The 23,830-nt window shown below is 73.2% G+C and carries 21 protein-coding genes; 11 read left to right on the top strand and 10 right to left on the bottom strand.

Features of this window, described 5'->3' with window-relative positions; all coding sequences use genetic code 11:
- Window positions 1–39 precede the first annotated feature (39 nt).
- Together CRP51_RS01865 and CRP51_RS01870 are read left to right on the top strand one after the other, a co-directional pair.
- Window positions 40–1,062: a LacI family DNA-binding transcriptional regulator gene (locus tag CRP51_RS01865; RefSeq protein WP_097229130.1), complete on the top strand. Its 1,023-nt coding sequence runs from the start codon at window positions 40–42 to the stop codon at window positions 1,060–1,062.
- Between the two features lie 208 nt (window positions 1,063–1,270).
- Window positions 1,271–2,251 carry a phosphatase PAP2 family protein gene (locus CRP51_RS01870; RefSeq protein WP_439333104.1) on the top strand — a complete coding sequence of 327 codons (981 nt, stop codon included), beginning with the start codon at window positions 1,271–1,273 and terminating at the stop codon, window positions 2,249–2,251.
- On the opposite strand, the gene CRP51_RS01875 is transcribed toward CRP51_RS01870, so the two are convergent.
- The 3 genes from CRP51_RS01875 to glnA2 all read right to left on the bottom strand — a co-directional run bounded on the left by CRP51_RS01875 (window position 2,239) and on the right by glnA2 (window position 8,242).
- On the bottom strand, window positions 2,239–5,226 hold the full coding sequence (locus CRP51_RS01875) for a bifunctional [glutamine synthetase] adenylyltransferase/[glutamine synthetase]-adenylyl-L-tyrosine phosphorylase (protein ID WP_097229132.1): 2,988 nt from the start codon (window positions 5,224–5,226) through the stop codon (window positions 2,239–2,241). The genes CRP51_RS01870 and CRP51_RS01875 overlap by 13 nt on opposite strands.
- A gap of 107 nt (window positions 5,227–5,333) precedes the next feature.
- Entirely contained in the window at window positions 5,334–6,725 is a 1,392-nt protein-coding gene (locus CRP51_RS01880) for an FAD-binding oxidoreductase (RefSeq protein WP_097229133.1), read from the bottom strand.
- Window positions 6,726–6,880: 155 nt separating this feature from the next.
- Complete coding sequence (gene glnA2 / locus CRP51_RS01885; RefSeq protein ID WP_097229134.1) at window positions 6,881–8,242, bottom strand: gamma-glutamylpolyamine synthetase GlnA2; 1,362 nt, start codon at window positions 8,240–8,242, stop codon at window positions 6,881–6,883.
- 572 nt (window positions 8,243–8,814) lie between these two features.
- Between glnA2 and CRP51_RS01890 the strand changes: the two genes are divergently transcribed.
- The 5 genes from CRP51_RS01890 (at window position 8,815) to CRP51_RS01910 (ending at window position 13,278) form a co-directional block, all read left to right on the top strand.
- Complete coding sequence (locus CRP51_RS01890; RefSeq protein WP_141514526.1) at window positions 8,815–10,239, top strand: ATP-binding protein; 1,425 nt, start codon at window positions 8,815–8,817, stop codon at window positions 10,237–10,239.
- 109 nt (window positions 10,240–10,348) lie between these two features.
- A complete protein-coding gene (locus CRP51_RS01895; protein WP_097229136.1) occupies window positions 10,349–10,738 on the top strand; it encodes a roadblock/LC7 domain-containing protein in 390 nt (129 codons plus the stop codon).
- The gene (locus CRP51_RS01900) at window positions 10,735–11,130 is read left to right on the top strand and encodes a DUF742 domain-containing protein (RefSeq protein ID WP_245880300.1); all 396 of its coding nucleotides are present in this window, start codon (window positions 10,735–10,737) and stop codon (window positions 11,128–11,130) included. Before CRP51_RS01895 ends, CRP51_RS01900 begins: the two co-directional genes overlap by 4 nt.
- Window positions 11,111–11,794, top strand: coding sequence for a GTP-binding protein (locus CRP51_RS01905; RefSeq protein WP_097229137.1), 684 nt, complete (start codon window positions 11,111–11,113; stop codon window positions 11,792–11,794). Before CRP51_RS01900 ends, CRP51_RS01905 begins: the two co-directional genes overlap by 20 nt.
- Window positions 11,791–13,278 (top strand): cytochrome P450, encoded by a 1,488-nt coding sequence (locus CRP51_RS01910; RefSeq protein ID WP_212615804.1) that lies wholly within the window; start codon window positions 11,791–11,793, stop codon window positions 13,276–13,278. Before CRP51_RS01905 ends, CRP51_RS01910 begins: the two co-directional genes overlap by 4 nt.
- Here CRP51_RS01910 and CRP51_RS01915 read toward each other — a convergent pair.
- Window positions 13,172–14,293, bottom strand: a complete 1,122-nt coding sequence (locus CRP51_RS01915; protein WP_097229138.1) for a terpene synthase family protein — start codon at window positions 14,291–14,293, stop codon at window positions 13,172–13,174. The two genes, CRP51_RS01910 and CRP51_RS01915, sit on opposite strands and share 107 nt — an antisense overlap.
- Before the next feature lie 216 nt (window positions 14,294–14,509).
- Between CRP51_RS01915 and CRP51_RS01920 the strand changes: the two genes are divergently transcribed.
- Both CRP51_RS01920 and CRP51_RS01925 read left to right on the top strand, forming a co-directional pair.
- Window positions 14,510–16,264: an NAD+ synthase gene (locus CRP51_RS01920; RefSeq protein ID WP_097229139.1), complete on the top strand. Its 1,755-nt coding sequence runs from the start codon at window positions 14,510–14,512 to the stop codon at window positions 16,262–16,264.
- A gap of 217 nt (window positions 16,265–16,481) precedes the next feature.
- Entirely contained in the window at window positions 16,482–17,642 is a 1,161-nt protein-coding gene (locus CRP51_RS01925) for a S1 family peptidase (RefSeq protein ID WP_097229140.1), read from the top strand.
- A 48-nt stretch (window positions 17,643–17,690) separates the two neighbouring features.
- Here the strand turns inward: CRP51_RS01925 and pspAB are convergent, their stop codons facing one another.
- The 3 genes from pspAB to CRP51_RS01940 all read right to left on the bottom strand — a co-directional run bounded on the left by pspAB (window position 17,691) and on the right by CRP51_RS01940 (window position 20,403).
- Window positions 17,691–18,284 carry a PspA-associated protein PspAB gene (gene pspAB / locus CRP51_RS01930; protein WP_097229141.1) on the bottom strand — a complete coding sequence of 198 codons (594 nt, stop codon included), beginning with the start codon at window positions 18,282–18,284 and terminating at the stop codon, window positions 17,691–17,693.
- Window positions 18,285–18,344: 60 nt separating this feature from the next.
- Window positions 18,345–19,238, bottom strand: coding sequence for a zinc metalloprotease HtpX (gene htpX / locus CRP51_RS01935; RefSeq protein WP_097229142.1), 894 nt, complete (start codon window positions 19,236–19,238; stop codon window positions 18,345–18,347).
- Window positions 19,239–19,374: 136 nt separating this feature from the next.
- Complete coding sequence (locus CRP51_RS01940; RefSeq protein WP_097229143.1) at window positions 19,375–20,403, bottom strand: endonuclease/exonuclease/phosphatase family protein; 1,029 nt, start codon at window positions 20,401–20,403, stop codon at window positions 19,375–19,377.
- 241 nt (window positions 20,404–20,644) lie between these two features.
- Between CRP51_RS01940 and panB the strand changes: the two genes are divergently transcribed.
- Window positions 20,645–21,523, top strand: a complete 879-nt coding sequence (gene panB / locus CRP51_RS01945) for a 3-methyl-2-oxobutanoate hydroxymethyltransferase (protein ID WP_097229144.1) — start codon at window positions 20,645–20,647, stop codon at window positions 21,521–21,523.
- Window positions 21,524–21,600: 77 nt separating this feature from the next.
- On the opposite strand, the gene CRP51_RS01950 is transcribed toward panB, so the two are convergent.
- The 3 genes from CRP51_RS01950 to CRP51_RS01960 form a co-directional block, all read right to left on the bottom strand.
- Window positions 21,601–21,789 carry a hypothetical protein gene (locus tag CRP51_RS01950; protein ID WP_097229145.1) on the bottom strand — a complete coding sequence of 63 codons (189 nt, stop codon included), beginning with the start codon at window positions 21,787–21,789 and terminating at the stop codon, window positions 21,601–21,603.
- A gap of 82 nt (window positions 21,790–21,871) precedes the next feature.
- Complete coding sequence (gene npdG / locus CRP51_RS01955; protein WP_097229146.1) at window positions 21,872–22,573, bottom strand: NADPH-dependent F420 reductase; 702 nt, start codon at window positions 22,571–22,573, stop codon at window positions 21,872–21,874.
- Between the two features lie 69 nt (window positions 22,574–22,642).
- On the bottom strand, window positions 22,643–22,900 hold the full coding sequence (locus CRP51_RS01960; RefSeq protein ID WP_097229147.1) for a hypothetical protein: 258 nt from the start codon (window positions 22,898–22,900) through the stop codon (window positions 22,643–22,645).
- A gap of 34 nt (window positions 22,901–22,934) precedes the next feature.
- Between CRP51_RS01960 and map the strand changes: the two genes are divergently transcribed.
- On the top strand, window positions 22,935–23,801 hold the full coding sequence (map, locus tag CRP51_RS01965; RefSeq protein ID WP_097229148.1) for a type I methionyl aminopeptidase: 867 nt from the start codon (window positions 22,935–22,937) through the stop codon (window positions 23,799–23,801).
- The last annotated feature ends 29 nt before the right edge of the window (window positions 23,802–23,830 follow it).

Raw genomic sequence — 23,830 nt, forward strand, 5'->3', positions numbered from 1 at the left:
AGTAGGCGCTGTCAGCGGCGGGGGGTAGGGTCGCGAACTGTGACCGCGCGGCTAGCCGACATCGCAGCCCAGGCGGGGGTCAGTGAGGCGACCGTCAGCCGGGTGTTGAACGGCAAGCCGGGCGTCGCCTCGGCCACCCGCGAGTCCGTCCTTGCCGCTCTCGACCTGCTCGGGTACGAACGCCCCGCCCGGCTGGCCAAGCGCAGCGCGGGCCTCGTCGGGCTGATCACCCCCGAGCTGGAGAACCCGATCTTCCCCGCCTTCGCGCAGGTCATCTGCCAGGCGCTCACCCGTCAGGGGTACACCCCGGTGCTGGCCACCCAGACCCCGGGAGGCTCCACCGAGGACGAGCTGACGGGGATGCTGGTGGAGCGCGGGGTCTCCGGGATCATCTTCGTCTCCGGACTGCACGCCGACACCTCGGCCGACATGGAGCGCTACGACCGGCTCCGCGCCAGCGGCGTCCCCTTCGTGCTGATCAACGGCTACGCGCCGAGCGTGCGCGCCCCCTTCGTCTCGCCGGACGACCGGGCGGCGATGCGGCTCGCGGTGACGCATCTGGCCTCGCTCGGCCACCGGGAGATCGGCTTGGCGCTGGGGCCGACCAGGTTCGTCCCGGTCCAGCGGAAGATGACCGGCTTCGTCGAGGGGATGACCGCCGAGCTGGGCATCGCCGCCGGGCGGGCCGAGGAGCTGATCGAGCACTCGCTCTTCACCCTGGAGGGCGGGCAGGCGGCGGCCTCCGCCCTGCTGGACCGGGGCTGCACGGCGGTCATCTGCGCCAGCGACATGATGGCGCTCGGCGCGATCCGCGCGGCCCGCCAGCGCGGCCTGGCCGTCCCGGCGGACTGCTCGGTGATCGGCTTCGACGACTCGCCGCTGATCGCCTTCACCGACCCGCCGTTGACCACCATCCGCCAGCCGGTGCCGGCGATGGGACAGGCCGCCGTGCGGGCGCTGCTGGAGGAGCTGGGCGGCACGCCGGCGCCGCCGAGCGAGTTCGTCTTCCTGCCGGAGCTGGTGGTGCGCGGCTCCACGGCCGCCGCCCCCGCGCGCGGCTGAGCGCCCCGCGCGCGCCCCTTCCCACCAGCCCCTCCGGGTTCTCCCGGGGTGCCCCTCGGGGGCGCCATCCCCCGAACGACGGAGGCGCACCGGGCCGAAGACCAGACCGGAGGATGATCGGGCGGACGCCAGCGCTCTGGCAGACTAGTCGCCCATGGGGGCAACCAGCGTCAGTCCGAGTGAGGAACGAGTGGAAGCGGCCGTGTCCGTGACCGACCGACAAGACACCACCGCGCCGGCCCCCCACAGACCCTTCGCCCGCCTGCGTCTCCCGAGCCGTCCGAAGCTCTGGTTCGAGCTGCTGCTGATCGCCGTCAGCTACGCGGTCTACTCCGCGATCCGCAACGCCGCGCCCGCCCGTGTGGAGGACGCGCAGCGGCACGCCCGCTGGATCTGGGACCTCCAGGACAAGATGGGCCTGGCCTTCGAGCGCTCGGTCAACCACGGCGTCGAGGGCGTGACCTGGCTGGTCGTGTCGATGAACTACTACTACGCGACGCTGCACTTCGTGGTCACCATCGGCGTGCTGGTCTGGCTCTTCCGCAGCCACCCCGGGCGGTACGGGCCGACGCGGCTGGTGCTCTTCGTCACCACCGGCGTCGCCCTCGTCGGCTACTACTTCTTCCCGCTGGCGCCGCCGAGGCTGATGGAGGGCATGGACTTCATCGACACGGCCCGCGTCCACCACACCTGGGGTTCGCTGTCCACCGAGGACAGCGCGATGGCCTCGGTCTCCAACCAGTACGCGGCCATGCCCTCGATGCACATCGGCTGGTCCCTGTGGTGCGGGCTGACGATAGCCGTGCTGGCCAAGCCGCTGTGGGCCAAGATCCTCGGCGCCCTCTACCCGGCGGTCACGCTGCTGGTGATCGTGGCCACCGCCAACCACTTCTGGCTGGACGCGGTCGGCGGGATGATCTGCCTCGCCGTGGGCTTCCTGGTCGCCCACCTCTGGTACGGCAGGGTCTGCTACCGGCTGCCCCGCGAGGTGGCGGGCCCCTCGAGCCCGTCGACGGCGACGGCCGTCCGGCTCGGCAAGGCGGAGCCGGCCGGCTCCGCGCCCGCCACCGCGCCGCCCCCCACCTCGGCGACGGCGGTCTCCGGCGGCACGTCCACGGCCTCCACCGCGTCCACGTCCTCGAAGGGCCCCCCGGCCGACGCCGGGCCGCCCCCGGGTCAGCCCTCGTAGAAGACCCGCTCCACCACGCCGCGCGCCCGCCGGGTCACGCGTCGGTAGTCGTCCAGCATCATGCCGGCGGTGCCCGGTTCGTACCCCAGGTAACGCGCCACGGCCGCCGTCTCCCGGGTGTCGGTGGGGAAGCTGTCCAACGGCCGGCCGCGCACCAGCATCACCGCGTTCCGCACCCGGGAGGCCAGCACCCACGCCTCGTCGAGCACCGCCGCGTCCTCCTCGGTCAGCAGCCCGGCCGCCGCCGCCGCCGCCAGCGCCGGGCGGGTGCCGGTGGTGCGCAGCGCGGGAAGCTCGGCGCCGTGGCGCAACTGGAGGAGCTGGACGGTCCACTCGATGTCGGACAGGCCGCCCCGGCCCAGCTTGGTGTGGGTGGTCGGGTCGGCGCCGCGCGGCAGCCGCTCGGCCTCCATCCGCGCCTTCAGCTTGCGGATCTCCAGCACCGACCGTTCCGGCAGCCCCTCGGCCGGGTAGCGCAGCGGGTCGATCAGCTCGACGAAGCGCCGCCCCACCTCCTCGTCCCCGGCGACCGGCTCGGCGCGCAGCAGCGCCTGGCTCTCCCACACCAACGACCAGCGGCGGTAGTACGCCGCGTAGCTGGCGAGCGAACGGACCAGCGGCCCGTTGCGCCCCTCGGGCCGCAGGTCGGTGTCGACCGGCAGCGGCGGGTCGACACTGGGCAGTTGGAGCAGCCGGATCATCTCGTTGGCCCACGCCCTGGCCTGGTCAGCCGCGGCCGACTCGTCAGCGCCCGGCAGCGGCTCGTGGACCAGCACCACGTCCGCGTCCGAGCCGTAGCTCAGCTCCCGCCCGCCGAAGCGCCCCATCGCGATGACCGCGAGCCGGGTCAGCGGCTCCCCGCCCCTGGCCGCGCGGGCGGCCTCCAGCGCGCCGACGAGGGTGGCCGCGTTGATGTCGGTGAGCGCGCTGCCGACCAGGTCCAGGGCCGCCCCCTGGTCGGTGGTGGCGTCCGGGCTGTCCTCGGGGGCGTAGGCGCCGATGATGTCGGCGGCCGCCGTGCGGAACAGCTCACGCCGGCGCACGCCCCGCGCCGCCGTCGCCGCGGCCTCCGGGCCGCCGGCGCGGCCGACGGCGGCGCGCGTCTCCTGGGTGAGGGCGGCCCGGCCGCGCGGGCGCAGCCCGGCGGGGTCCCCGAGCAGCGCCACCGCCTCGGGGGCGCGCAGCAGCAGGTCGGGGGCGAGCCGGCCGGCGGACAGCACCCGGGCCAGGTTCTCGGCGGCGGCGCCCTCGTCGCGCAGCAGCCGCAGATACCAGGGGGTGGTGCCCAGCGCGTCGGAGACCTTGCGGAAGCCGAGCAGCCCCGCGTCCGGGTCGGCCGAGTCGGCGAACCTGTCCAACAGCACGGGCAGCAGCGTGCGTTGGATCGCCGCCTTGCGGCTGACGCCCGAGGCCAGCGCGGTCAGATGGCGCAGCGCGGCGGCCGGGTCGGTGTAGCCAAGCGCCTCCAGGCGCTCCTTCGCCGCGCCCTCGCCCAGCCTGACCTGGCCCGCCTCCAGCCGGGCGACCGCGTCCAGCAGCGGCCGGTAGAAGAGCTTCTCGTGCAGCCGGCGCACCCCCGAGGTGTGGCGGCGCCAGGCCGCGGTCAGCTCGCGGACCGGGTCGACGGTGAAGCCGAGCGAGCGGCCGAGCCGGCGCAGCTCGGACTCCTCGGTCGGCATCAGATGGGTGCGGCGCAGCCGGTGGAGCTGTATGCGGTGCTCGACGGTGCGCAGAAAGCGGTAGGAGCGGTCCAGCTCGGCGGCGTCGGCGCGGCCGACGTACCCGCCGTCGGCGAGCGCGGCCAGCGCGTCGAGGGTCGGCGCGCGCCGCAGCTCGGGGTCCGTCCTGCCGTGCACCAGCTGGAGCAGCTGGACGGCGAACTCGACGTCCCGCAGCCCCCCGGGGCCGAGCTTCAGCTCGCGGTCCAGCTGCGCGGCGGGGACGGAACGTTCGACGCGGCGGCGCATCCGCTGCACGTCGGGCACGAAGTTCTCCCGTTCGGCGGCGCGCCACACCAGGGGCGCGACGGCCGCCCGGTACTCCTCGCCGAGGGGGACGTCGCCGGCGATGGGCCTGGCCTTGAGCAGCGCCTGGAACTCCCAGGTCTTGGCCCAGCGCTGGTAGTAGGCGAGATGGCTGCTGAGGGTGCGGACCAGCGGGCCGTTGCGGCCCTCGGGGCGGAGGTTGGCGTCGACGGGCCAGATGGTGCCCTCGGCGGTGCGCTCGGAGCAGATCCGCATCATGGCGGCGGCCAGCCGGGTCGCGGCGCGCAGCGCCGTCTCCTCGGGGACGCCCTCGACCGGCTCCGCGACGAAGATGACGTCGACGTCGGAGACGTAGTTCAGCTCCTGCCCCCCGCACTTGCCCATGCCGACGACGGCCAGCCGGCACCGGGCCGCGTCGTCGGGCGCGCCGGCCTCGGCGATCCGCAGGGCGGCGCGGAGCGTGGCGGTGGCGAGGTCGGCGAGTTCGGCCGCGGTCTGGGCGAGGTCGCTGCTGCCGGTGAGGTCGCGGGCGGCGATGGTGAGCAGCGCCCGGTGGTAGTGGACGCGCAGCGCGTCCCGGTCGTGGGCGTCGGCGAGCGCGGCCGTGAACTCCTCGGTACCGGGGTGGAGGTCGCTGGTGTCGAACGCGACGAGCGCCTGCCAGGTCGCGGGGTGGCGGACCAGCTCGTCGGCGAGGCCCTCGGAGGCGCCGAGCACGGCCAGCAGCCGGTCGCGCAGCGGCTTGGCGGCCAGCAGGGTGTCCAGCAGCCTGGCCCGTTCGGACTCCGGCTGCGCCTCGACGAGCCGGCCGAGGGCGCGCAGCGCCTGGTCCGGGTCGGCGACCGCGCCGAGCGCGTCCAGCAGGGTCGGCTGCTGCGCGACGGGGCGCAGCGCCGGGGTGTCCAGCAGCGCGCCGGCGGCGGACGGGTCGGTGAACCCCCTGCGCAGCAACTGTCCGAAACGGCTGTCCCGTCGCCCTCCCACCGGCACCGTGGTCGTCCCCTCTCGGTCCCTGACCTGGCGACCGGCCGCCGCTTCTCCGGACGCGGCCGGTCCTGTAGGGGTAGAGCGTAACCATGCCCCGGCAGGCGGGGCGCTCAGACGCCGCGTGCCCCGGAGGGGGTCACGTTGTGGTTGAAGCGGAACATGTTGTCCGGGTCGAACCGCCGCTTCAGCGCGGCCAGCCGGGGAACGTCGGCCGGGTCGTGGACGGCGGGGGCGGCGGCGACCGCGAGCGGGCCGGTGAGGAAGTTGACGTAGGAGCGGCCGGTCGACCAGGGGACCATGCGCTTCATCAGGGCGTCCGCGTAGGAGCCGGTGGACTCGGGCGGCGAGATGATCATCAGGCTGAAGACGGCGTCCCGGTTCCCCACCGCGCTGGGCGCCTCCGGGGAGCGGCCCGCGGCGCCGCCGAGGTGGCGGAGCTCCAGCATGTAGGCGGGGCACTGGGAGACCTCGGGCCCCACCAGGGTGAGCACCTGGTCGACGGCGGCGGCGTCGAGGCCGCGCAGCATCACGGAGTGGGCGTGGTGGTCCAGCGGCTCGACGGGGTCGTCGTGGACCCGGGCGATCTCCAGGTACGGGCGTTCGGTGACGGTGTCCAGCAGCGGGGCGGTGACGGCGCGCAGCGGGGCGAGCAGTGCCTCGCCCTCGGCGACGGGGCCGGTGTGCGCGACCCGCAGGTGCAGCACGTGGGCGCCGCGCAGCGGTTCGGGGAACGGGGGCGTGTCGGGGAAGCGCACCAGCGCCAGCGAGGTGGTCATGGTCTCGGGCAGGGTGGCCGTCCACTCCCTCCAGGTGTGGGTGACCTCCGCCGCCGCCCATCCGGGGAAGAAGATCCCGCCGCCGTAGAACCGGTCGACCGGCACGAGGCCGAACTCCATCTCGGTGACCACGCCCAGGTTGTCCTTGCTGCCGCGCAGCCCCCAGTAGAGGTCGGGCTCGCCGCGCGGGCAGACCCGCCGCAGGTCGCCGTCGGCGGTGACCACCTCCAGCCGGGTGACCAGGTCGGCGGCGTAGCCGAACCGTCTGGCCAGCGGCCCGAGGCCGCCGCCGAGGGTGTAGCCGACGACGCCGACCTGCGGGGAGGAACCGTTGAGCGGGGCGAGGCCGTGTGCCCAGGCGGCCCTGATCACCTGCTCCCACCGCACGCCGGCGCCGACCGTCGCGGTGCGGCGCTCGGGGTCGACGGTGACCCGGGTCATCCGGTGGGTGCTGACCAGCAGCCCGCCGTCGGCGGGGCGGGTGATGCCGTGCCCCGTCGCGCGGACGGCGACCGGCAGGCCCCGTTCGGCGGCGTGGGCGACGGCGGTGCGCACGTCGTCCCGGTCCGCGGCGGCGACGGTCAGCTCCGGCTCGTGCCGGGCGACCCCGTTGAACGGGGCGGGCGGGGCGGCCGGTTCCGCGGCGGCGCCGCGCGCGTCGCCGGGGTCGAAGACGGCGCCGCGCAGATGCCGGGCGAGCTGCCGGGCGAGCGGGTGGGCGGGCACGTGGGGGTCCTCTCGGAGGTGCGCTGGGGAGCACACAGTCTTGAGGTCCGAGAGCCCTTCTTACATCCCTCGTATGAGGGGCACCGGATCACCCGGGAGCGCACGACGCTCCGCGCGCGCCCCCCTTCACCACCATCCGCCCGGAGAGCGACCCTTTAGAGAACGGGCAGGTTCTTGCGCAACTCGAAGGCGGTCACCTCGGAGCGGTACTCCTCCCACTCCTGACGCTTGTTGCGGAGAAAGAAATCAAAGACGTGTTCGCCGAGGGTCTCCGCGACCAGTTCGCTGCGCTGCATCAGCTGAATGGCTTCCCCCAGGTTCTGCGGCAGCGGCTCGATGCCCAGCGCGCTGCGCTCCCGGTCGGTCAGCGCCCACACGTCGTCCTCGGCGCCCGGGGGCAGTTCGTACCCCTCCTCGACCCCCTTGAGCCCGGCGGCCAGCAGCACCGCGTACGCGAGATAGGGGTTGGCGCCGGAGTCCAGCGAGCGGACCTCGACCCGGGTGGAGACGGTCTTGCCCGGCTTGTACATCGGGACCCGGATCAGCGCCGAGCGGTTGTTGTGTCCCCAGCAGATGTACGAGGGCGCCTCTCCCCCGGCGCCGGCGGGCCGCTCGGCGCCGCCCCAGATGCGCTTGTAGGAGTTGACCCACTGGTTGGTGATGGCCGAGATCTCGCCGGCGTGCCGCAGCAGCCCGGCGATGAACGAGCGGCCGACCTTGGAGAGCTGGTACTCGGCGCCGGTCTCGTGGAAGGCGTTGCGGTCCCCCTCGAAGAGCGAGAGGTGGGTGTGCATCCCCGAGCCCGGGTACTCGGAGAACGGCTTGGGCATGAAGGTGGCCTGCACGCCCTGCTCCAGCGCGACCTGCTTCATCACCAGCCGGAACGTCATGATGTTGTCCGCCGTGGAGAGCGCGTCCGCGTACCGCAGGTCGATCTCCTGCTGGCCGGGGGCGCCCTCGTGGTGGGAGAACTCGACGGAGATCCCCATCGACTCCAGCATGGTGATGGCCTGGCGGCGGAAGTCCATGCCCACGTTCTGCGGGGTGTGGTCGAAGTAGCCGGAGGAGTCGGCGGGCGTGGGGCGGCTGCCGTCGACGGGCTTCTCGTTGAGCAGGAAGAACTCGATCTCGGGGTGGGTGTAGAAGGTGAAGCCGAGGTCGGAGCTCTTGGCCAGGGCCCGCTTGAGCACGTAGCGGGGGTCGGCGTACGAGGGGGAGCCGTCCGGCATCAGGATGTCGCAGAACATCCGCGCGGTGCCGGGGGACTCGGCCCGCCAGGGCAGGATCTGGAAGGTGCCGGGCGAGGGCTTGGCGATCATGTCCGACTCGTGCACCCGGGCGAAGCCCTCGATGGCCGAGCCGTCGAAGCCGATGCCCTCCTCGAACGCCTGCTCAAGCTCGGCGGGGGCGACGGCGACGGACTTCAGGAAGCCCAACACGTCGGTGAACCACAGCCGCACGAACCGGATGTCCCGCTCCTCCAGCGTCCGGAGCACGAACTCCTGCTGCTTCTCCATCTCCACCCAATCCTCGCTGGTCAGACGGCTCTGGTCCCCGGCCGCTCGGCGACGCGACTCCCGAGCATCCCATCACAGGATTTCGGACGCGTTGCCGTTCGGCGACCGGACGCCCCCGGAGTCGTTGGCTCCATTGTGGGGCACCGGGCGCGGCCGGGAGGCGGTCAGTCGTTGGCCATGGCTTCACGGAACGCCAGCAGCGCGCCGGAATCGGCGAACCCGCAGGTCACCGGGAGCTCTGGCCCGCCGGAGCCGAGGCGAAACCGGCGGTGGGCCCCTCGTTCGGGGGAGCTTTCCGCAAGTGCCTGCGGCACCCGCCGGCGGCCCTCTACTCTCCTGTGTCACATAGCGAGTTGTCGCGGCTACACCCAGTCGCGGCCGCTCATGTCAGGGGCATGGGCCACCGTCCCGTGCCGACCCGCCGTCAGGACCGCAGCAGACCACCGGACCGACCAGACCGGCCCGACCAGGGACCGACCGACCGCCCAAGACCCCGCCGTCCACAGTCGTCAACGCGTCGGACACCCGTCCGTCACACGCCCCCCGTCCGCCGCAAGCCAGTGAGGAAGCCCATGGTGCACGTCGGTTCATTAGAGCGAACCAGCCGACCGGTCCTGCCGAGCGGACGGTGGTTCGTTCCGCCCGCCCTGGTGGCGCTCGGCGCGCTGGGGGCCGTGTTCCTGGTGCCCGCCGACGCCCGCCTCGCCGTGGTCTGGTGCGGCGGCCTGGCCACGCTCGCCGTGCTGCTGACGGCGGGCGAGACGGCGCGGCGCGGGCGGGTCGTCCGGCTGCTGCGCGAGCGCGTCCACCGCCAGGTCGCGGACGCCGACCTGATGGCCTACGACCTGCTGCCCGTCGCCCTCGACCGGATGAAGAACGGCGACCTGGAGGACGACGTCATCCCCTCGCTCCCCGAGGAGACCGCCTCCGACCCCCAACTCGTCGCCGCCTTCGAGGGCATGGCCTTCGGCATCCTCGACGTGCTGCGCGAGAAGGAGTTGCAGCGCGACTCGGCGAAGCGCGCGATCGTCAACATCGCGCACCGCATCCAGTCCGAGATCCACCGCCTCCAGGACGACATCGCCAAGATGCAGTTCCGGCACGGCACCCCCGAGGTGCTGAGCGACCTGATGCACCTGGAGCACCGCATCAACGTCACCGGCCGCTTCGCCACCAGCCTCGCCGTGGTCGGCGGCGGCGCCCCGGTGCGGCGCTGGGCCAGGCCCATCTCGCTGCACGACGTGATGCGCGCCGGCTCGGGCCCGATCAACGAGTACCTGCGGGTCGAGCAGCACCGGGTCATCGAGACGGCGGTGGTCGGCCACGCCGTCGAGCCGCTGATCATGATCATGGGCGAGCTGCTGGACAACGCGACCCGCTACTCCCCGCCCAGCAGCACCGTGGTGATGAACACCGAGGAGGTCGCCTCCGGCGTCGAGGTCTCCATCGAGGACAAGGGCGCCGGGCTGACGGAGGAGTCGCGGAGGCGCGCGGAGTTCCTGCTGCAGCAGGGTGTGGACGGCCTCGACCTGGAGGACCTGGGCGAGACGGCCAGGATCGGGCTGCGGGTGGCGGGCATCCTCGCCAGCCACCACGGCGTCAAGATCTCGCTGCGCCCCTCCACCTGCGAGGGCGTGCGGGCCGTCGTCTTCCTCCCCGACGACCTGCTGACGGCCGTGCCGCCGCCCAAGTACCCGGTGCCGGCGATCCGCCCCACGCCGCAGTGGCACCTGCCGATCGGCGAGCTGGACGAGGAGACACCCGCGTACGAGCGCAACGCCAACGGCCTGCCGCAGCGCCGCAGGCGGCGTACGGCCGCCGGGGCGCAACCGCCGGCGCCCCGCGCCGCGGCCGAGCCGGCGGCCGCGCGGCGGGCGGTGCCCGAGCGCCGCGAGTCGGGCCTGTGGGTGGACGCCTTCTTCGCCGGGATCAGGTCGGAGCCCGAGGAGCCGCCGCCCGGCGGGGGATCCGGCGAGGCCAGGCGCCCAGGCCCCTGAGCGGGCCGCGCGCGCCCCGCGCGACCCACCCCGCGAGCCCCCGCACAGACCCCTCGGACAAACTCGGAAACAAGGTGAGAAGCACGTGACACAGCGTCGGTTCAAGGACATGGACTGGATGCTCAGGGACCTGGCCGCCTCCGTCCCGTGTATCCGGCACATCGTGGTGCTGTCGGCTGACGGGCTGTGCATGGCACAGCACGGCGACGAGCGGGACAGCGGCGACCGGTTGGCGGCGGCCGCCTCCGGCATCAAGAGCCTGGCCCAGTCCATCGCGTCAGAGCTCCCGGGCGACGAGGGCGACGTGAAGATGGTGCTGCTGGAGCTGACCGGCGGGTTCTTCTACCTGATGTCGGCCGGCGAGCGCTCCTATCTCGCGGTGACCGCGGACGCCGAGGTGGACCCGGGGCTGATCAGCCAGCGGATGCGGGACCTGGTGCTGCGCATCGGCGAGCATCTGTCCACCGGTTCCCGGACGCCGGAACGGGCCGTGCCGTGACCGTGCCCGAGGAGGCCGAGGACGAGCCGGCGCGCCGGAAGCCGGACGACGACCAGCCCGTTCCGCTCTATGTGGTCACCGGGGGCCGCAGCGAGTCGGCCGACGCGATGGCGCTCGACCTGGTCACGCTGGTGGTGGCCAGGGCCGACCCGCACTCCGGACAGTCCCCCGAGCACACCGCGCTGCTGCGGATGTGCCGCTACCCGATCTCGGTCGCGGAGATCTCGGCCTATCTCGGGCTCCCGTTCAGCGCGGCGACCGTGCTGCTCACGGACCTGCTGGACAGCTCCCAGGTGGAGGTCAGGCAGACCAGGGTGGAGCAGCGTCAGGCCGCCGCCGATCCCGATCTCGACACTCTGAGGGCACTGATCGATGGCCTACAACGACTCTGACACCGCCGGGCGGCACGCCGCGTACGCCGGGGGTCCCCGCGAGGAGGACCTGCTGCCCAGCTCGGCCGAGCAGTCCGTCAAGGTGGTGGTGGTCGGCGGGTTCGGGGTGGGTAAGACCACGATGGTCGGCTCGGTCAGCGAGATCCGGCCGTTGACCACCGAGGAGACCATGACCCAGGCCGGCGCGGGCGTCGACGACCTGGCGGGCGTCGAGCGCAAGACCGAGACGACCGTGGCGATGGACTTCGGCCGGATCACCCTCGACGAACGGCTGGTGCTCTATCTCTTCGGCACCCCGGGCCAGCAGCGGTTCTGGTTCCTGTGGAACGGCGTGATCGAGGGCGCGCTGGGCGCCGTGGTGCTGGTGGACACCCGCCGGCTGGAGGACAGCTTCCAGGCGATGGACCGGCTGGAGGAGTGCGGGGTCCCGTTCGTGGTGGCGGTCAACACCTTCCCCGACGCCCCGCTGCACCCCGTGCCCGAGCTGCGGGCCGCCCTCGACCTGCCGGCCAGGGTGCCGGTGGTCACCTGCGACGCGCGGGGCTTCGACTCCAGCCGCGAGGTGCTGCTGACCCTGCTGCGCCACCTGTACGCCCGAGCGACCGAGGGCGATCCGCCCTCCCCGGCCGTCACCGCATCCCCGTCCCCCTCGGAGGCACCGTGACCACCCCATCCGAACCCTCCCACGCGCTCGGCTCGTTGGGCGCGGCACCGCCCGGCTGCCCGGCGCACGCCGCCGGCGGCCCCGACGGGGTGCAGCGGCTCTACGGCCCCGGCGCCTCCGCCGACCCGATGGGCCTCTACGAGCGGCTGCGCAACGAGCACGGCGCGGTGGCCCCGGTGCTGCTGGAGGGCGACGTGCCCGCCTGGCTGGTGCTCGGGTACAACGAGATCCTCCAGGTGACCCGGAACCCGCGGCGCTTCCGCAGGGACGGCCGCGCCTGGTCGCCCTGGCAGCGCGGCGAGATCGGCACCGACTCCCCCATCGCTCCCGTGCTGCGCTGGGGCCCGGACTGCACCCACCAGGACGGCGGCACCCACCAGCGGCTGCGCGGCGCGGTCAACGAGTCGCTGGAGCGCTTCGACCGGCGCGGCCTGCGGCGCTACGTGCAGCTCTACGGGCACCAGCTGATCGACCGGTTCGCCGCCGAGGGGCGCGCGGAGATCCTGGCGCAGTACGCGCAGCAGTTGCCGATGCTGGTGCTGACCGTGGTGCTGGGGCTGCCGGAGGAGGAGGGGCCCCGGCTGGTGGAGGCGAGCCGGCAACTGCTGATCGGCACGGAGAAGGCGGTCTCGGCCGACCGCTACATCCAGCAGGCGCTGACCGACCTGGTGGCCACCAAGCACGCGACGCCGGGGCACGACCTGGCGTCCTGGCTGATCGCGCACCCGGCTGAGCTGACGGACGAGGAGGTGCTGCACCATCTGCGGCTGGTGCTGGTCGCGGCGAACGAGACGACGACCAACCTGATCGTCAACACGCTCCGGGTGGTCTTCACCCACCCGCGCTTCCGCGGCTCCCTGCACGGCGGCCGGATGACGCTGCCGGCGGCGGTGGAGCAGGTGCTGTGGGACGAGCCGCCGATCTCCGTCTGCCCGGGCGGGTTCGCCAGCGACGACGTGGAGTTGGGCGGACAGAACATCCGCAAGGGGGACATCTTACTTCTGGGGCTGGCGGCGGCCAACGCCGATCCGGCGATCCGGCCGGCGCCCGGCGCGCCGATGCACGGCAACCGCTCCCATCTGTCGTTCACCAGTGGCCCGCACGAGTGCCCGGGCCAGGACATCGGCCGGGCGATCACGGTGACCGGGATCGAGGTGCTGCTCTCCCGGCTGCCCGACCTGCGGTTGACGTTGGAGCCTGACGAGCTGGACTGGTCGGCGTCGACATGGTCGCGCCATCTGGTGGCGCTGCCCGTCGAGTTCACGCCGCGGACGCGGACCGAGCGGGTCTCGCTGGTGCCGCCGGCGCCCGGCCGCAGGTCGGCGCGGGGGCGCCCGCGTCCGGCGCCGCGGGTCGGCGCGGACGCGGAGGAGAGCGCTACGGCGGAGCGGTCCTCGTTCTGGTCGACACTGCGGCGACGGTGGAGCCGGGCGGAGGACCCGACGGACGGCGTGGAGCGGACGGGCGGGCGCCGGAGCCGCTGAGCGGGCCGGACTGGCGCCCCGGGGTGGTGAGGTCGCCCACCACGTCCCGGCCCCCGGCGCCCCCGGCGTACCGGGCGGAGGTCACGGCCCAGCGCTGGTTGCCCGCCATCCAGCAGCGCAGCCCGGCGACATAGCGCTCGGTGGCCTCCCGGCCGGCCGCGTCGAGGGAGAGCCGCTCGGCGAGCGCCGGCAGCCGGGCGGCGACCCGCTGGAAGAGCTCGACGCGCCCGCGCACCAGCTCCACCACCTGGCGGACGGCGGACTCGCGCGAACAGCCCTGGGCGCGGCGGCGGATGAGCACCAGGTTGTGCGGGTCGCCCTGGTCCTCCTCGCGCTCCAGGGAGTGCACGTCGTTGCAGAGGAAGATGACGTCACCGGCGCAGCGCGTGAGGATCTGGGTCTCGGCGCTCCAGTAGGCGCGGGCGGGCACCTCGAAGTGCCCGGCGCGTTCGATCAGGTCGAAGCAGGGGCCGGTGCCGACGGCCTCGCGGCGCAGCGCGAGATAGGAGTGCTCGTCGAGGGGCGCGGGCGAGAGGCGGTTGTGCGCCTCGCGCACGTAGGAGCGGAAGAAGCGGGTGAGGTTCCGGGCGGCGCGCTCCCGCCAGGCCGGTGACATGCCGTCGACCGCGCGCCGCCACATGTCGGCGTAGGCGCGGGTCAGCGGGAGGTCGAGCGTCGGGGGCGCGCCGGGCGGGCGGTAGGTGACGGCGGCCAGCGCCGTGGTCAGCCGGGCGACGCTTCCCGGGCGGCGGCCCAACTCGCCGTCGAACTGGTCGTCCAGCGGGAAGCCGAGCCCGACGGCGTCGGTGACCAGATCCAGGTCCTTGCCGACGGCTTCCGGATAGGCGTAGGCCGCCAGGTCGGTGAGGCGCCAGTCGGCGTACGCCCCGAGCGCGGGGCCCTCGGCGACCAGCTCGTGGGCGCGCACCCAGTCGAGATGGTGTGCCCGCGCACGCCCCGCGGAGGGGCTGGTCCGGCTCTCGAACGGCAGGAAGAACCGCACGTTCTGAGGCATGGGCCGCCTCCCGTCTGCTCCGTTGGTCGCCGCGCCTACCAAGCTCTGCCCTGCCTGTCGGGGCGGCAATCGGCCATGCTGGGGCGCGCTGGCCGGATCGAGGCGCCCGCGCGGCCATCACCACTGGTGACACAGGAACCACGGGCAGCCACAACGGCCGGAACGCGACGGGTCGCCCCCACCCATCGCGTCAGTTGGACGATTACACTCGCGACCATGCCTCAGCTACGACTCGCCCTGAACCAGGTCGACGCGACCGTCGGCGACCTGACCGGCAACGCGGAAGCGGTGCTGCGCTGGACCCGGCACAGCGTGGAGCGCGGCGCCCATCTGGTGGCGTTCCCCGAGATGATGCTCACCGGCTACCCGGTGGAGGACCTGGCGCTGCGCGCCTCGTTCGCCGGCGCCAGCCGCGACGCGCTGGGCGCGCTGGCCGAGCGGCTGGCGGCGGAGGGCCTCGGCGAGGTGCCGGTGGTCGTCGGCTACCTGGACCGCACCGACCAGGCGCGGGCGCACCTCGGCCGCCCGGCGGGCGCGCCGCGGAACGCCGCGGCGGTGCTGCACGGCGGCCGGGTGGCGCTGACCTTCGCCAAGCACCATCTGCCGAACTACGGGGTGTTCGACGAGTACCGGTACTTCGTGCCGGGCGACACGCTGCCCGTGGTGCGGGTGCGCGGTGTGGACGTGGCGCTGGCGATCTGCGAGGACCTGTGGCAGGACGGCGGGCGGGTCCCGGCGGCCAGGGCGGCGGGCGCGGGGTTGCTGCTGGCGATCAACGCCTCGCCGTACGAGGTGGCCAAGGACGACACCCGGCTGGAGCTGGTCCGCAGGCGGGCGGGCGAGGCGGGGTGCGCGCTGGCGTATCTGGCGATGGTCGGCGGCCAGGACGAGCTGGTCTTCGACGGGGACTCGCTGGTGGTGGACCGGGACGGCACGGTGCTGGCGCGGGGGCCGCAGTTCGAGGAGGAGTGCCTGCTGCTGGACGTCGAGCTGCCGGCCGCCGCCGCCGAGCCGCCGGGCGGCACGGTCGACGACGGGCTGAGGGTCGACCGTCTGACGCTGTCGGCGGAACCGTCGGCCCCGTACGCGCCGGAGTTCACCGGCGGCGAGGCGCGGCGGCTGGACGACGCGGAGGAGATGTACGGGGCCCTGGTCACCGGGGTGCGGGCGTACACGGAGAAGAACGGTTTCCGCTCGGTGCTGCTCGGGCTCTCCGGCGGCATCGACTCGGCGCTCTGCGCGGCGATCGCCTGTGACGCGCTGGGTCCGGAGCGGGTCTTCGGGGTGGCGATGCCCTCGCGTTACTCCTCGGAGCACTCGGTGGAGGACGCCAGGGAGTTGGCGCGCAGGACCGGTCTCGACCTGCGGACGATCCCGATCGGCGGGATGTTCGACGCCTACCAGGAGCAGGTGGGGCTGACCGGGCTGGCCGAGGAGAACCTCCAGTCCCGGCTGCGTGGCACGCTGCTGATGGCGCTCTCCAACCAGGAGGGCCACATCGTGCTGGCTCCCGGCAACAAGAGCGAGCTGGCGGTCGGTTACTCCACGCTCTACGGCGACTCGGTCGGCGCCTACGGGCCGATCAAGGACCTGTACAAGACGGGCGTCTACCGGCTGGCGCGCTGGCGGAACGAGGCGGCGGCGGCCCGCGGCGAGACCCCGCCGATCCCGGAGAACTCGATCGCCAAGCCGCCGAGCGCCGAACTGCGCCCGGGGCAGGTGGACACGGACTCGCTGCCCGACTACGACACGCTGGACGCGGTGCTGGAGCGGTATGTGGACCGGGACCAGGGCTGGTCGGCGATCGTGGCGGAGGGCTTCGCCCCCGAGCTGGTGACCGAGGTGCTGCGGCTGGTGGACCGGGCGGAGTACAAGCGGCGGCAGTATCCGCCGGGGACCAAGATCTCGCCGAAGGGTTTCGGAAAGGACCGCAGGCTGCCCATCACCAGCGGGTGGCGCGAGGGGAGTTGACCGCTTCGGCGACGTTCTCGACTACGGCCTCGACGCCCGCCCGCGACCGCCCGGACGCCCGCCCGGTGACCGTTCGGGCGGCGCCGATGCCCGTTCCTCCCTTGGTCTAGACATGTACATGCCGTGACCGTACGCTCTCTCCCGCAGAGGTGAGAGCGCTCCCGCCCTTTGCTGTTCCACCCCCTCACAGGTAGAGCATCAAAGGAGTACCCCACACATGAGACGTAACTCCGGCATCCGTCTTGGCATGTCCGCGTTGCTGGTCGCGGGCACCCTCGCCGGCACGGCCGCGGCCAGTGCCTCGGCCTCGTCCTCTTCCTCCTCGGAACCCGTCGCCTCCGAGGCCCTGCTCACCGCCCTCCAGAGCGACTTCGGCCTCACCGAGGCCGAGGCCGTCGAGCGGCTCGCCGCCGAGGAGGCGGCCATCGCGACCGAGCCGGACGCCCGGCAGGCTGCCGGCTCCACCTTCGGCGGCAGCTGGTTCGACCCGGCCAGCGGCGACCTGGTCGTCGCGGTCACCGACGACACCCGGGTCTCCCGGGTCGAGGCGACGGGCGCCGAGACCACCCTGGTCGAGCACGGCCAGGCCGCGCTCGACGCCACCCTCGCCTCCGTCGACGCGCTGGCCGACGAGGTGGGCGCGCCCGCCGGCGTCGCGAGCTGGCGGGTCGACCCGCGCGTCAACAGCGTGGTCATCGACCTCGTCGAGGGCCAGGAGTCCTCCGCCGGGGTGGCGGAGTTCGTCGCCGCCGCCGAGGAGGCCGGTCCCGTCACGGTCGGCAGCATCCCCGAGGCCCCGTCCACCTTCGCCGCCGGCACCGTGGGCGGCGACCCGTACTACACCGGCAACGTGCGCTGTTCCATCGGCTTCTCGGTGCACGGCGGCTTCGTCACCGCGGGCCACTGCGGGCCGCAGGGCCAGGCCGTCTCCGGCTGGGACCGCACCCACATCGGCACCTTCCAGGGCTCCTCGTTCCCCGGCAACGACTACGCCTGGGTGAGCGTCGGCAGCGGCTGGTGGACCGAGCCCGTCGTGCTCGGCTGGGGCGCCACCTCCGACCAGCTGGTGCGCGGCTCGAACGAGGCCCCGATCGGCGCCTCCATCTGCCGCTCCGGCTCCACCACCGGCTGGCACTGCGGCTCGGTGATGGCCAAGAACGAGACGGTCAACTACAGCGACGGCACCCAGGTGCGCCAGATGACCAAGACCAGCGTCTGCGCCGAGGGCGGCGACTCCGGCGGCTCCTACATCAGCGGTGACCAGGCCCAGGGCGTCACCTCCGGCGGCTGGGGCAACTGCTCCAGCGGCGGCGAGACCTGGTACCAGCCGCTCAACGAGATCCTCAACGCCTACGGGCTCACCCTGCACACCGCCTGACGCGCGGACGGCGGCCCGGCCACGCGACGACGGCCGGGCCCCTCCCGCTCACAACCCGGGCGCGCCCCAGACCGGGAACCAGCGGCCGAGCTCCTCCTCCACCCGCAGATCGTCGGCGAGCAGGGCGCGCACCCGCAGCTCCAGCCCGTTGTCCCGGCGCTCCTTCGCGCCGGGCAGCGGCGCGAACGGGTAGAAGGTGCCGCGCTTGTAGAGGTAGACCAGCGCCAGCGAACGGCCCTCGGCGTCCCGGAACCCGACCAGCGAGCACAGCAGTTGGGGACCGAAGCCGCCGTCCCGCAGCAGCGTGTTGACCGCGTGCAGGTCGTTGACCAGCGCGGTCAGCTCCGCCGCGGGATGGCGGGCGAGCAGCCAGCTGTAGCCGTAGTCGTCCCGGGAGAACTCCACCGGATGGCCGCCCCCGCCGCCCGGGTCGAGGTCGGCGTCGAGCAGCTCGTGCACCTCGTCCCGCAGCCGGGCGAACGCGCCGCCCTCCACGCTGGCGAAGCAGACCGAGCCCGCGCCCGTCGGCGTGAACCCGCCGCCCGCCGCCAGGGTGACGGCCGCCGAGGGAACCGCGAAGAGCTGGTCCAGATCCGGCTTGACCGGTTTACGGCGCCCCAGGATCGCGTCGAGAAAGCCCACCGAATGTCTCCCGTTCCTCTCACACCCGCTCCGTCACGTTTCCCCCGACGCCCGGCGGCGTCAGGGCTGGCCCAGCTCCCGGGAGAGCCTGCCGAGCCGGTCCAGCCGCTGCTCCAGCGTCGGATGCGAGGAGAAGAGCCGGCTGAGCCCGTCCCCGGAGAGCGCCGGGGCGAAGTAGAACGCGTTGAACGGCTCCGCCTGCCGCAGGTCCCTGGTGGGGATGCGCCCCATCTGTCCTGAGACCTTGGTGAGCGCCGAGGCCAACGCGGAGGGCCGGCCGGTCAGCAGCGCCCCGGTGCGGTCGGCGGACAGCTCGCGATAGCGCGAGAGCACCCGGGTGAGCAGGAAGCTGATCACGTAGACCACGGCGCTGACCAGCGGGATCAGCAACAGCAGCGCGTTGTTGTTCCGGCCGCCCCGGCTCAGGCCGGTCCACAGGGCGATCCGGGTGATCAGCCCGGCCAGCACCCCGAGAAACGCGGCCACCGTCATCACCGCCACGTCCCGGTGCGCCACGTGCGACAGCTCGTGCGCCAGCACGCCCTCCAGCTCGTCGCGCTCCAGCCGGCGCAGCAGCCCGGTGGTGGCGCAGACCATGGCCTTCTTCTGGCTGCGCCCGGTGGCGAACGCGTTGGGCACGTCGGTGTCGGCGATGGCCACCTTCGGCTTGGGCATGTCGGCCAGCGCGCACAGCCGGTCCACGGCCCCGTGCAGCTCGGGTGCCTGCTCCGGGGTGACCTCGCGCGCGCCCATGCTGTACGCGGCGATGCGGTCGCTGAACCAGAACTGCGCGAACAGGAACCCGCCGGCCACGAGCACGATGAACGGCCAGGCGTTGCCGAAGGCGGCGATCAGCACGCCGACGAAGACCACGTAGAGCAGCCCGATGAGAAACATGGTGAGCCCCATGCGTCGGGTCAGCCCGCGGTCGGGGGCGTACCGGGTGCGTGCCATGCGGGACCCTCCAGGCGTCGGGATCTCTCTCAAAAGTAAATCAATCGGAGAAAGAACGACGAAAAGAAGGCGAGGACGGGCGAAAGCGATCACCCGCCCCGCGACAGCGCCCGGGGCGTCCGCCTCGCGGTCCGCCCTAGAAGTCCACCCGGGCCGCGACCGGCAGATGATCACTTCCGGTCGCGGAGAGTGTCCAGGAGGACACCGGTTCCAGGGTGCGGACCAGGATCTGGTCGATTCTGGCCATCGGGAACCCCGCCGGCCAGCTGAAGCCGAACCCCGCCCCCGCCGCGCCCTGGGTGGAGCGCAGCTGCGAGGTCAGCGGCGCCAGCGCCCGGTCGTTCATGGTGCCGTTGAGGTCGCCCAGCAGCACCGCGTGGTCCACCGACTCGGCGGCGATCGCCTCCCCCAGCAGCTCGGCCGACCTGTCCCGCTGCTCGGCGGTGAAGCCGGCCCTGAACTGCACCCGCACGGACGGCAGGTGCGCCACATAGACGGCGACGGGACCGCGCTCCGCCTGGACCGTGCCGCGCAGCGCCCGCGTCCAGCCCATCCCGGTGTCGACCGGCGCGACATCCTCCATCGGGTAGCGGCTCCACAGCCCGACGGTGCCCTCGACCGCGTGGTGCGGGTACGCCTCGGCCAGCTCCGCCTCGTAGAGCTCCCGCTCGGACCCCGGCACCTCCTGGAGCGCCACGACGTCCGCGCCGCTCTCGGCGATCTGCCGGGCGGTGCCGGCGTGGTCGCCGTTGTCCGCGTCCACGTTGTGGCTGACCACCATCAGCTCGCCGCCGGAACCCGTCTTGTCCAGCAGCAGCCCGCCGAAGAGGTTGGTCCACACCAGCACCGGCACCAGCAGGGCGACCAGCGCGGTCACCGAGCGGCGCAGCACCGCGCAGAGGGCCAGCACCGGGAAGAGCAGCGCGCACCAGGGGAGGAAGGTCTCCAGCAGGCTGCCCACGTTCCCTATGCGGTTGGGCATCCGCGCGTGCAGGCTGACCAGCAGAGCCAGCGCCAGCGCGAACCCCGCGGGCCACAGCCCGCGCCGCCAGCGACCGACCCGGTCGCTCCAGCGCGGCCTGGGGGCACCCGACGCGTCGGGGCCGCCCTCCGGACCGCCCTCCGGCGCCCCCTCCCGAGCGTCCGGGGTGTCCAGCTGTGCCATTCGCGCCCTCGCTGACCGATCGTGCCGTTGTCCGGGCTCTCGCGCACCCAATACTCCGCGTACTCCGCATACTCCGCGCGGGACCTCGACGGGGAGGACGGTCGGGGTGTGGCGCGGGGTTCCCGTTATATCACCGGGATCCCCGCACCCCACTTCCCGCCCGCGTCGGTCGGTGGGATGCTGGAAGAAGTCCGGGGACGCCGTTGAGGCGCTTCGAGATCACGAGAACAGGAGCAGCGTGATGACGCAGCACACTCCTGCCCAGGCGCCGGCGACTTCCGAGCGCACAGGGCTCTACGGCGGCAAGAGCAACCGCCGGATCACGGTGAGGGACATCGCGGCGGCCAAGCGGCGTGGCGAGCGGTGGCCGATGCTCACCGCCTACGACGCGATGACCGCGTCCGTCTTCGACGAGGCCGGCATCCCCGTGATGCTGGTGGGCGACTCGATGGGGAACACGGCGCTCGGCTACGACTCCACGGTGCCGGTCACCCTGGAGCAGATGACCATGCTGTCCGCGGCCGTGGTGCGGGGCACCAGCCGGGCGCTGATCGTGGGCGACCTGCCGTTCGGCTCGTTCCAGGAGGGTCCGGGCCAGGCGTTGCGCAGCGCCACGCACCTGGTCAAGGAGGCCGGGGTCGGCGCGGTGAAGCTGGAGGGCGGCGAGCGTTCCGCCGACCAGATCAGGCTGCTGGTCGAGTCCGGCATCCCGGTGATGGCGCACGTGGGTCTGACCCCGCAGTCGGTGCACGCGTACGGCGGCCACCCGGTGCAGGGCAGGGGCGAGGAGGCGGCGGCGCAGTTGCTGCGGGACGCCAAGGCCGTGCAGGACGCGGGCGCCTTCGCCGTGGTGCTCGAACTGGTGACGGCCGAGCTGGCGGCCGAGGTGACCCGCAGCCTCTACATCCCGACGGTGGGGATCGGCTCGGGCCCCGAGTGCGACGCGCAGGTGCTGGTCTGGACGGACATGGCCGGCATGACCGAGTGGCCGGGCGGCCGACTGCCGCGCTTCGTCAAGCAGTACGGGCAGCTGCGGACGGCGCTGGGCGACGCGGCCAGGGCCTTCGCGGACGACGTGGTGGGCGGCGCCTACCCGGCCGAGGAGCACAGCTTCCACTGAGGCGGTCCCCCGGGTTCCCCGGGACGGCCAGGGCCCTGGGCGGTCGGGTGGGCTGTCGACTCCCGGCCGCCGGCCCGCTAGGACTTCGCCTTGCGGGAGTAGTACCAGGCCATGTTCGAGGAGAGACCGGCGAGCAGCACCCAGATGATGCCGAACCAGTTGCCCTGGACGAACGAGAGCACGGCCGCGACCACGGTCAGCAGGCAGAGCGCCAGGGCGTAGAGGCTGAGTCGGCGCGCGTGGGTGGGTGAGGTCGTGGCTGCCATCGGTCGGCCTTCCGGAAGCGCTGGTGAACGGCGGTCGCGCGCCGGTCGGAAACGGGCGCGACCGCCATTGTCCCCCGGCGGCTCAGATGTCGGTCAGCCGGATGCCCGCGTGGGCGCGGTAGCGGCGGTTGACGGAGATCAGGTTGGCGACCAGCGCCTCGACCTGGTGGGCGTTGCGCAGCCGGCCGGCGAAGACGCCGCGCATCCCGGGGATGAGCTGGGCGATGGCCTGGACCGTGGCGCAGTCCTCGCGGGACTCGCCGAGCACCATCACGTCGGTGTCGATCCGTTCGAGCTCCGGGTCCTTCAGCAGGACGGCCGAGAGATGGTGGAAGGCGGCGGTGACGCGGGAGTCGGGCAGGAGCGCCTGGGCCTGCTCCGCGGCGCTGCCCTCCTCGGGGACGATGGCGTAGGCGCCGCGCTTGTCGAAGCCGAGCGGGTTGACGCAGTCCACGACGAGCTTGCCGGCGAGTTCGGCGGTGAGCGAGGAGAGGGTGCGGGCGTGCCCCTCCCAGGGGACGGCCACGATCACCACGTCGCTCCGGCGGGCGCACTCGGCGTTGTCGGCGCCCTCGACGCCGTGGCCGATCTCCTCGGCGACGGCGGCGGCGCGGTCGGCGGCGCGGGAGCCGACGACGACCCGCTGGCCGGCGCGGGCCAGCCGGTAGGCGAGGCCGCGGCCCTGGTCGCCGGTGCCGCCGAGCACGCCGATCACCAGGTCGGAGACGTCGGGCAGCTCCCAGGGGTCGGGGCGCTGGGGTGAGGTGGCGTCATGTGTGGTCATGGGCCCGATCCTGCCACCGGAAGCGGCGGTTTCCGGGCGGTTGTCGCGTTGTTCACGGCGGGCTGACGGTCACCAGGGGCCGGGGTCGTCGCCCTCGGGACGGCCCCTGCGGTCGGGGTCGTCGTTCCACCGGGGATCCTCGCGCCAGCGCTCGTCCCGGTCGCGGGCGGTCTCCAGCGCCTGGGCGGCCTCCTCGCGGGTGGCGTAGGGGCCCATCCGGTCCTTTCCCGGGCACTGGAGGCCCTGTTCGACCGTCTGGTGCCGCAGGCAGTAGTACCACCGGTCGTCGTCCGCCGTGGTGTCGGCCTTGCGCTTGAAGAGAGCCATGTTCCTTATCCTGCCCGCCCGTAGACTCTGACGCATGTCTGGCCAGTCACTTCTTCAGCCCGGCAGGGTCTCGCCTCGGCGTTCCGTGCCCTCCGCCATCGTCCGGCCCGCGTATGTGGGGCAGCCGGCGCCCGCCCGTTACGAGGGACCCGACGCGCAGGACGCGGAGACGGTCGAGCGGATGCGCGTCGCGGGCCGGATCGCGGCCCAGGCGCTGGCCGAGACCGCGCGGCACATCGAACCGGGCGTCACCACCGACGCGTTGGACGCGGTGGCGCACGCGTTCCTCTGCGACCACGGCGCCTACCCGTCGACGCTGGGGTACCGGGGCTTCCCGAAGTCGCTGTGCACGTCGGTGAACGAGGTGATCTGCCACGGCATCCCGGACTCGACGGTGCTGCGGGAGGGCGACATCGTCAACCTGGACATCACCGCGTTCGTCGGCGGGGTGCACGGCGACACCAACGCGACGTACCTGGTGGGCGGCCCGGAGTCGGTGGACGAGGAGTCGCGGCTGCTGGTGGAGCGGACCAGGGAGGCGCTGGACCGGGCGATCCGGGCGGTGCGGCCCGGTCGACGGCTGAACGTGATCGGGCGGGTGATCGAGTCCTACGCGAAGCGTTTCGGTTATGGCGTGGTGCGGGACTTCACCGGTCATGGTGTGCACACGGCGTTTCACTCCGGGCTGATCGTGCCGCACTACGACGACCCGGGCGCCGACACGGTGCTGGTGCCGGGGATGACGTTCACGATCGAGCCGATGCTCAATCTGGGCACCCACGAATGGGAGATGTGGGACGACGAGTGGACGGTCGTGACCAGGGACGGACGGCGTTCCGCGCAGTTCGAGCACACGCTGGTGGTGACCGAGGGCGGCGCCGAGGTGTTGACGCTGCCCTGAGCGGGAAAGGCGTCGCGGGCCGACGCGGT

Source organism: Streptomyces zhaozhouensis, from assembly GCF_900230195.1.
Lineage (GTDB): Bacteria > Actinomycetota > Actinomycetes > Streptomycetales > Streptomycetaceae > Streptomyces > Streptomyces zhaozhouensis.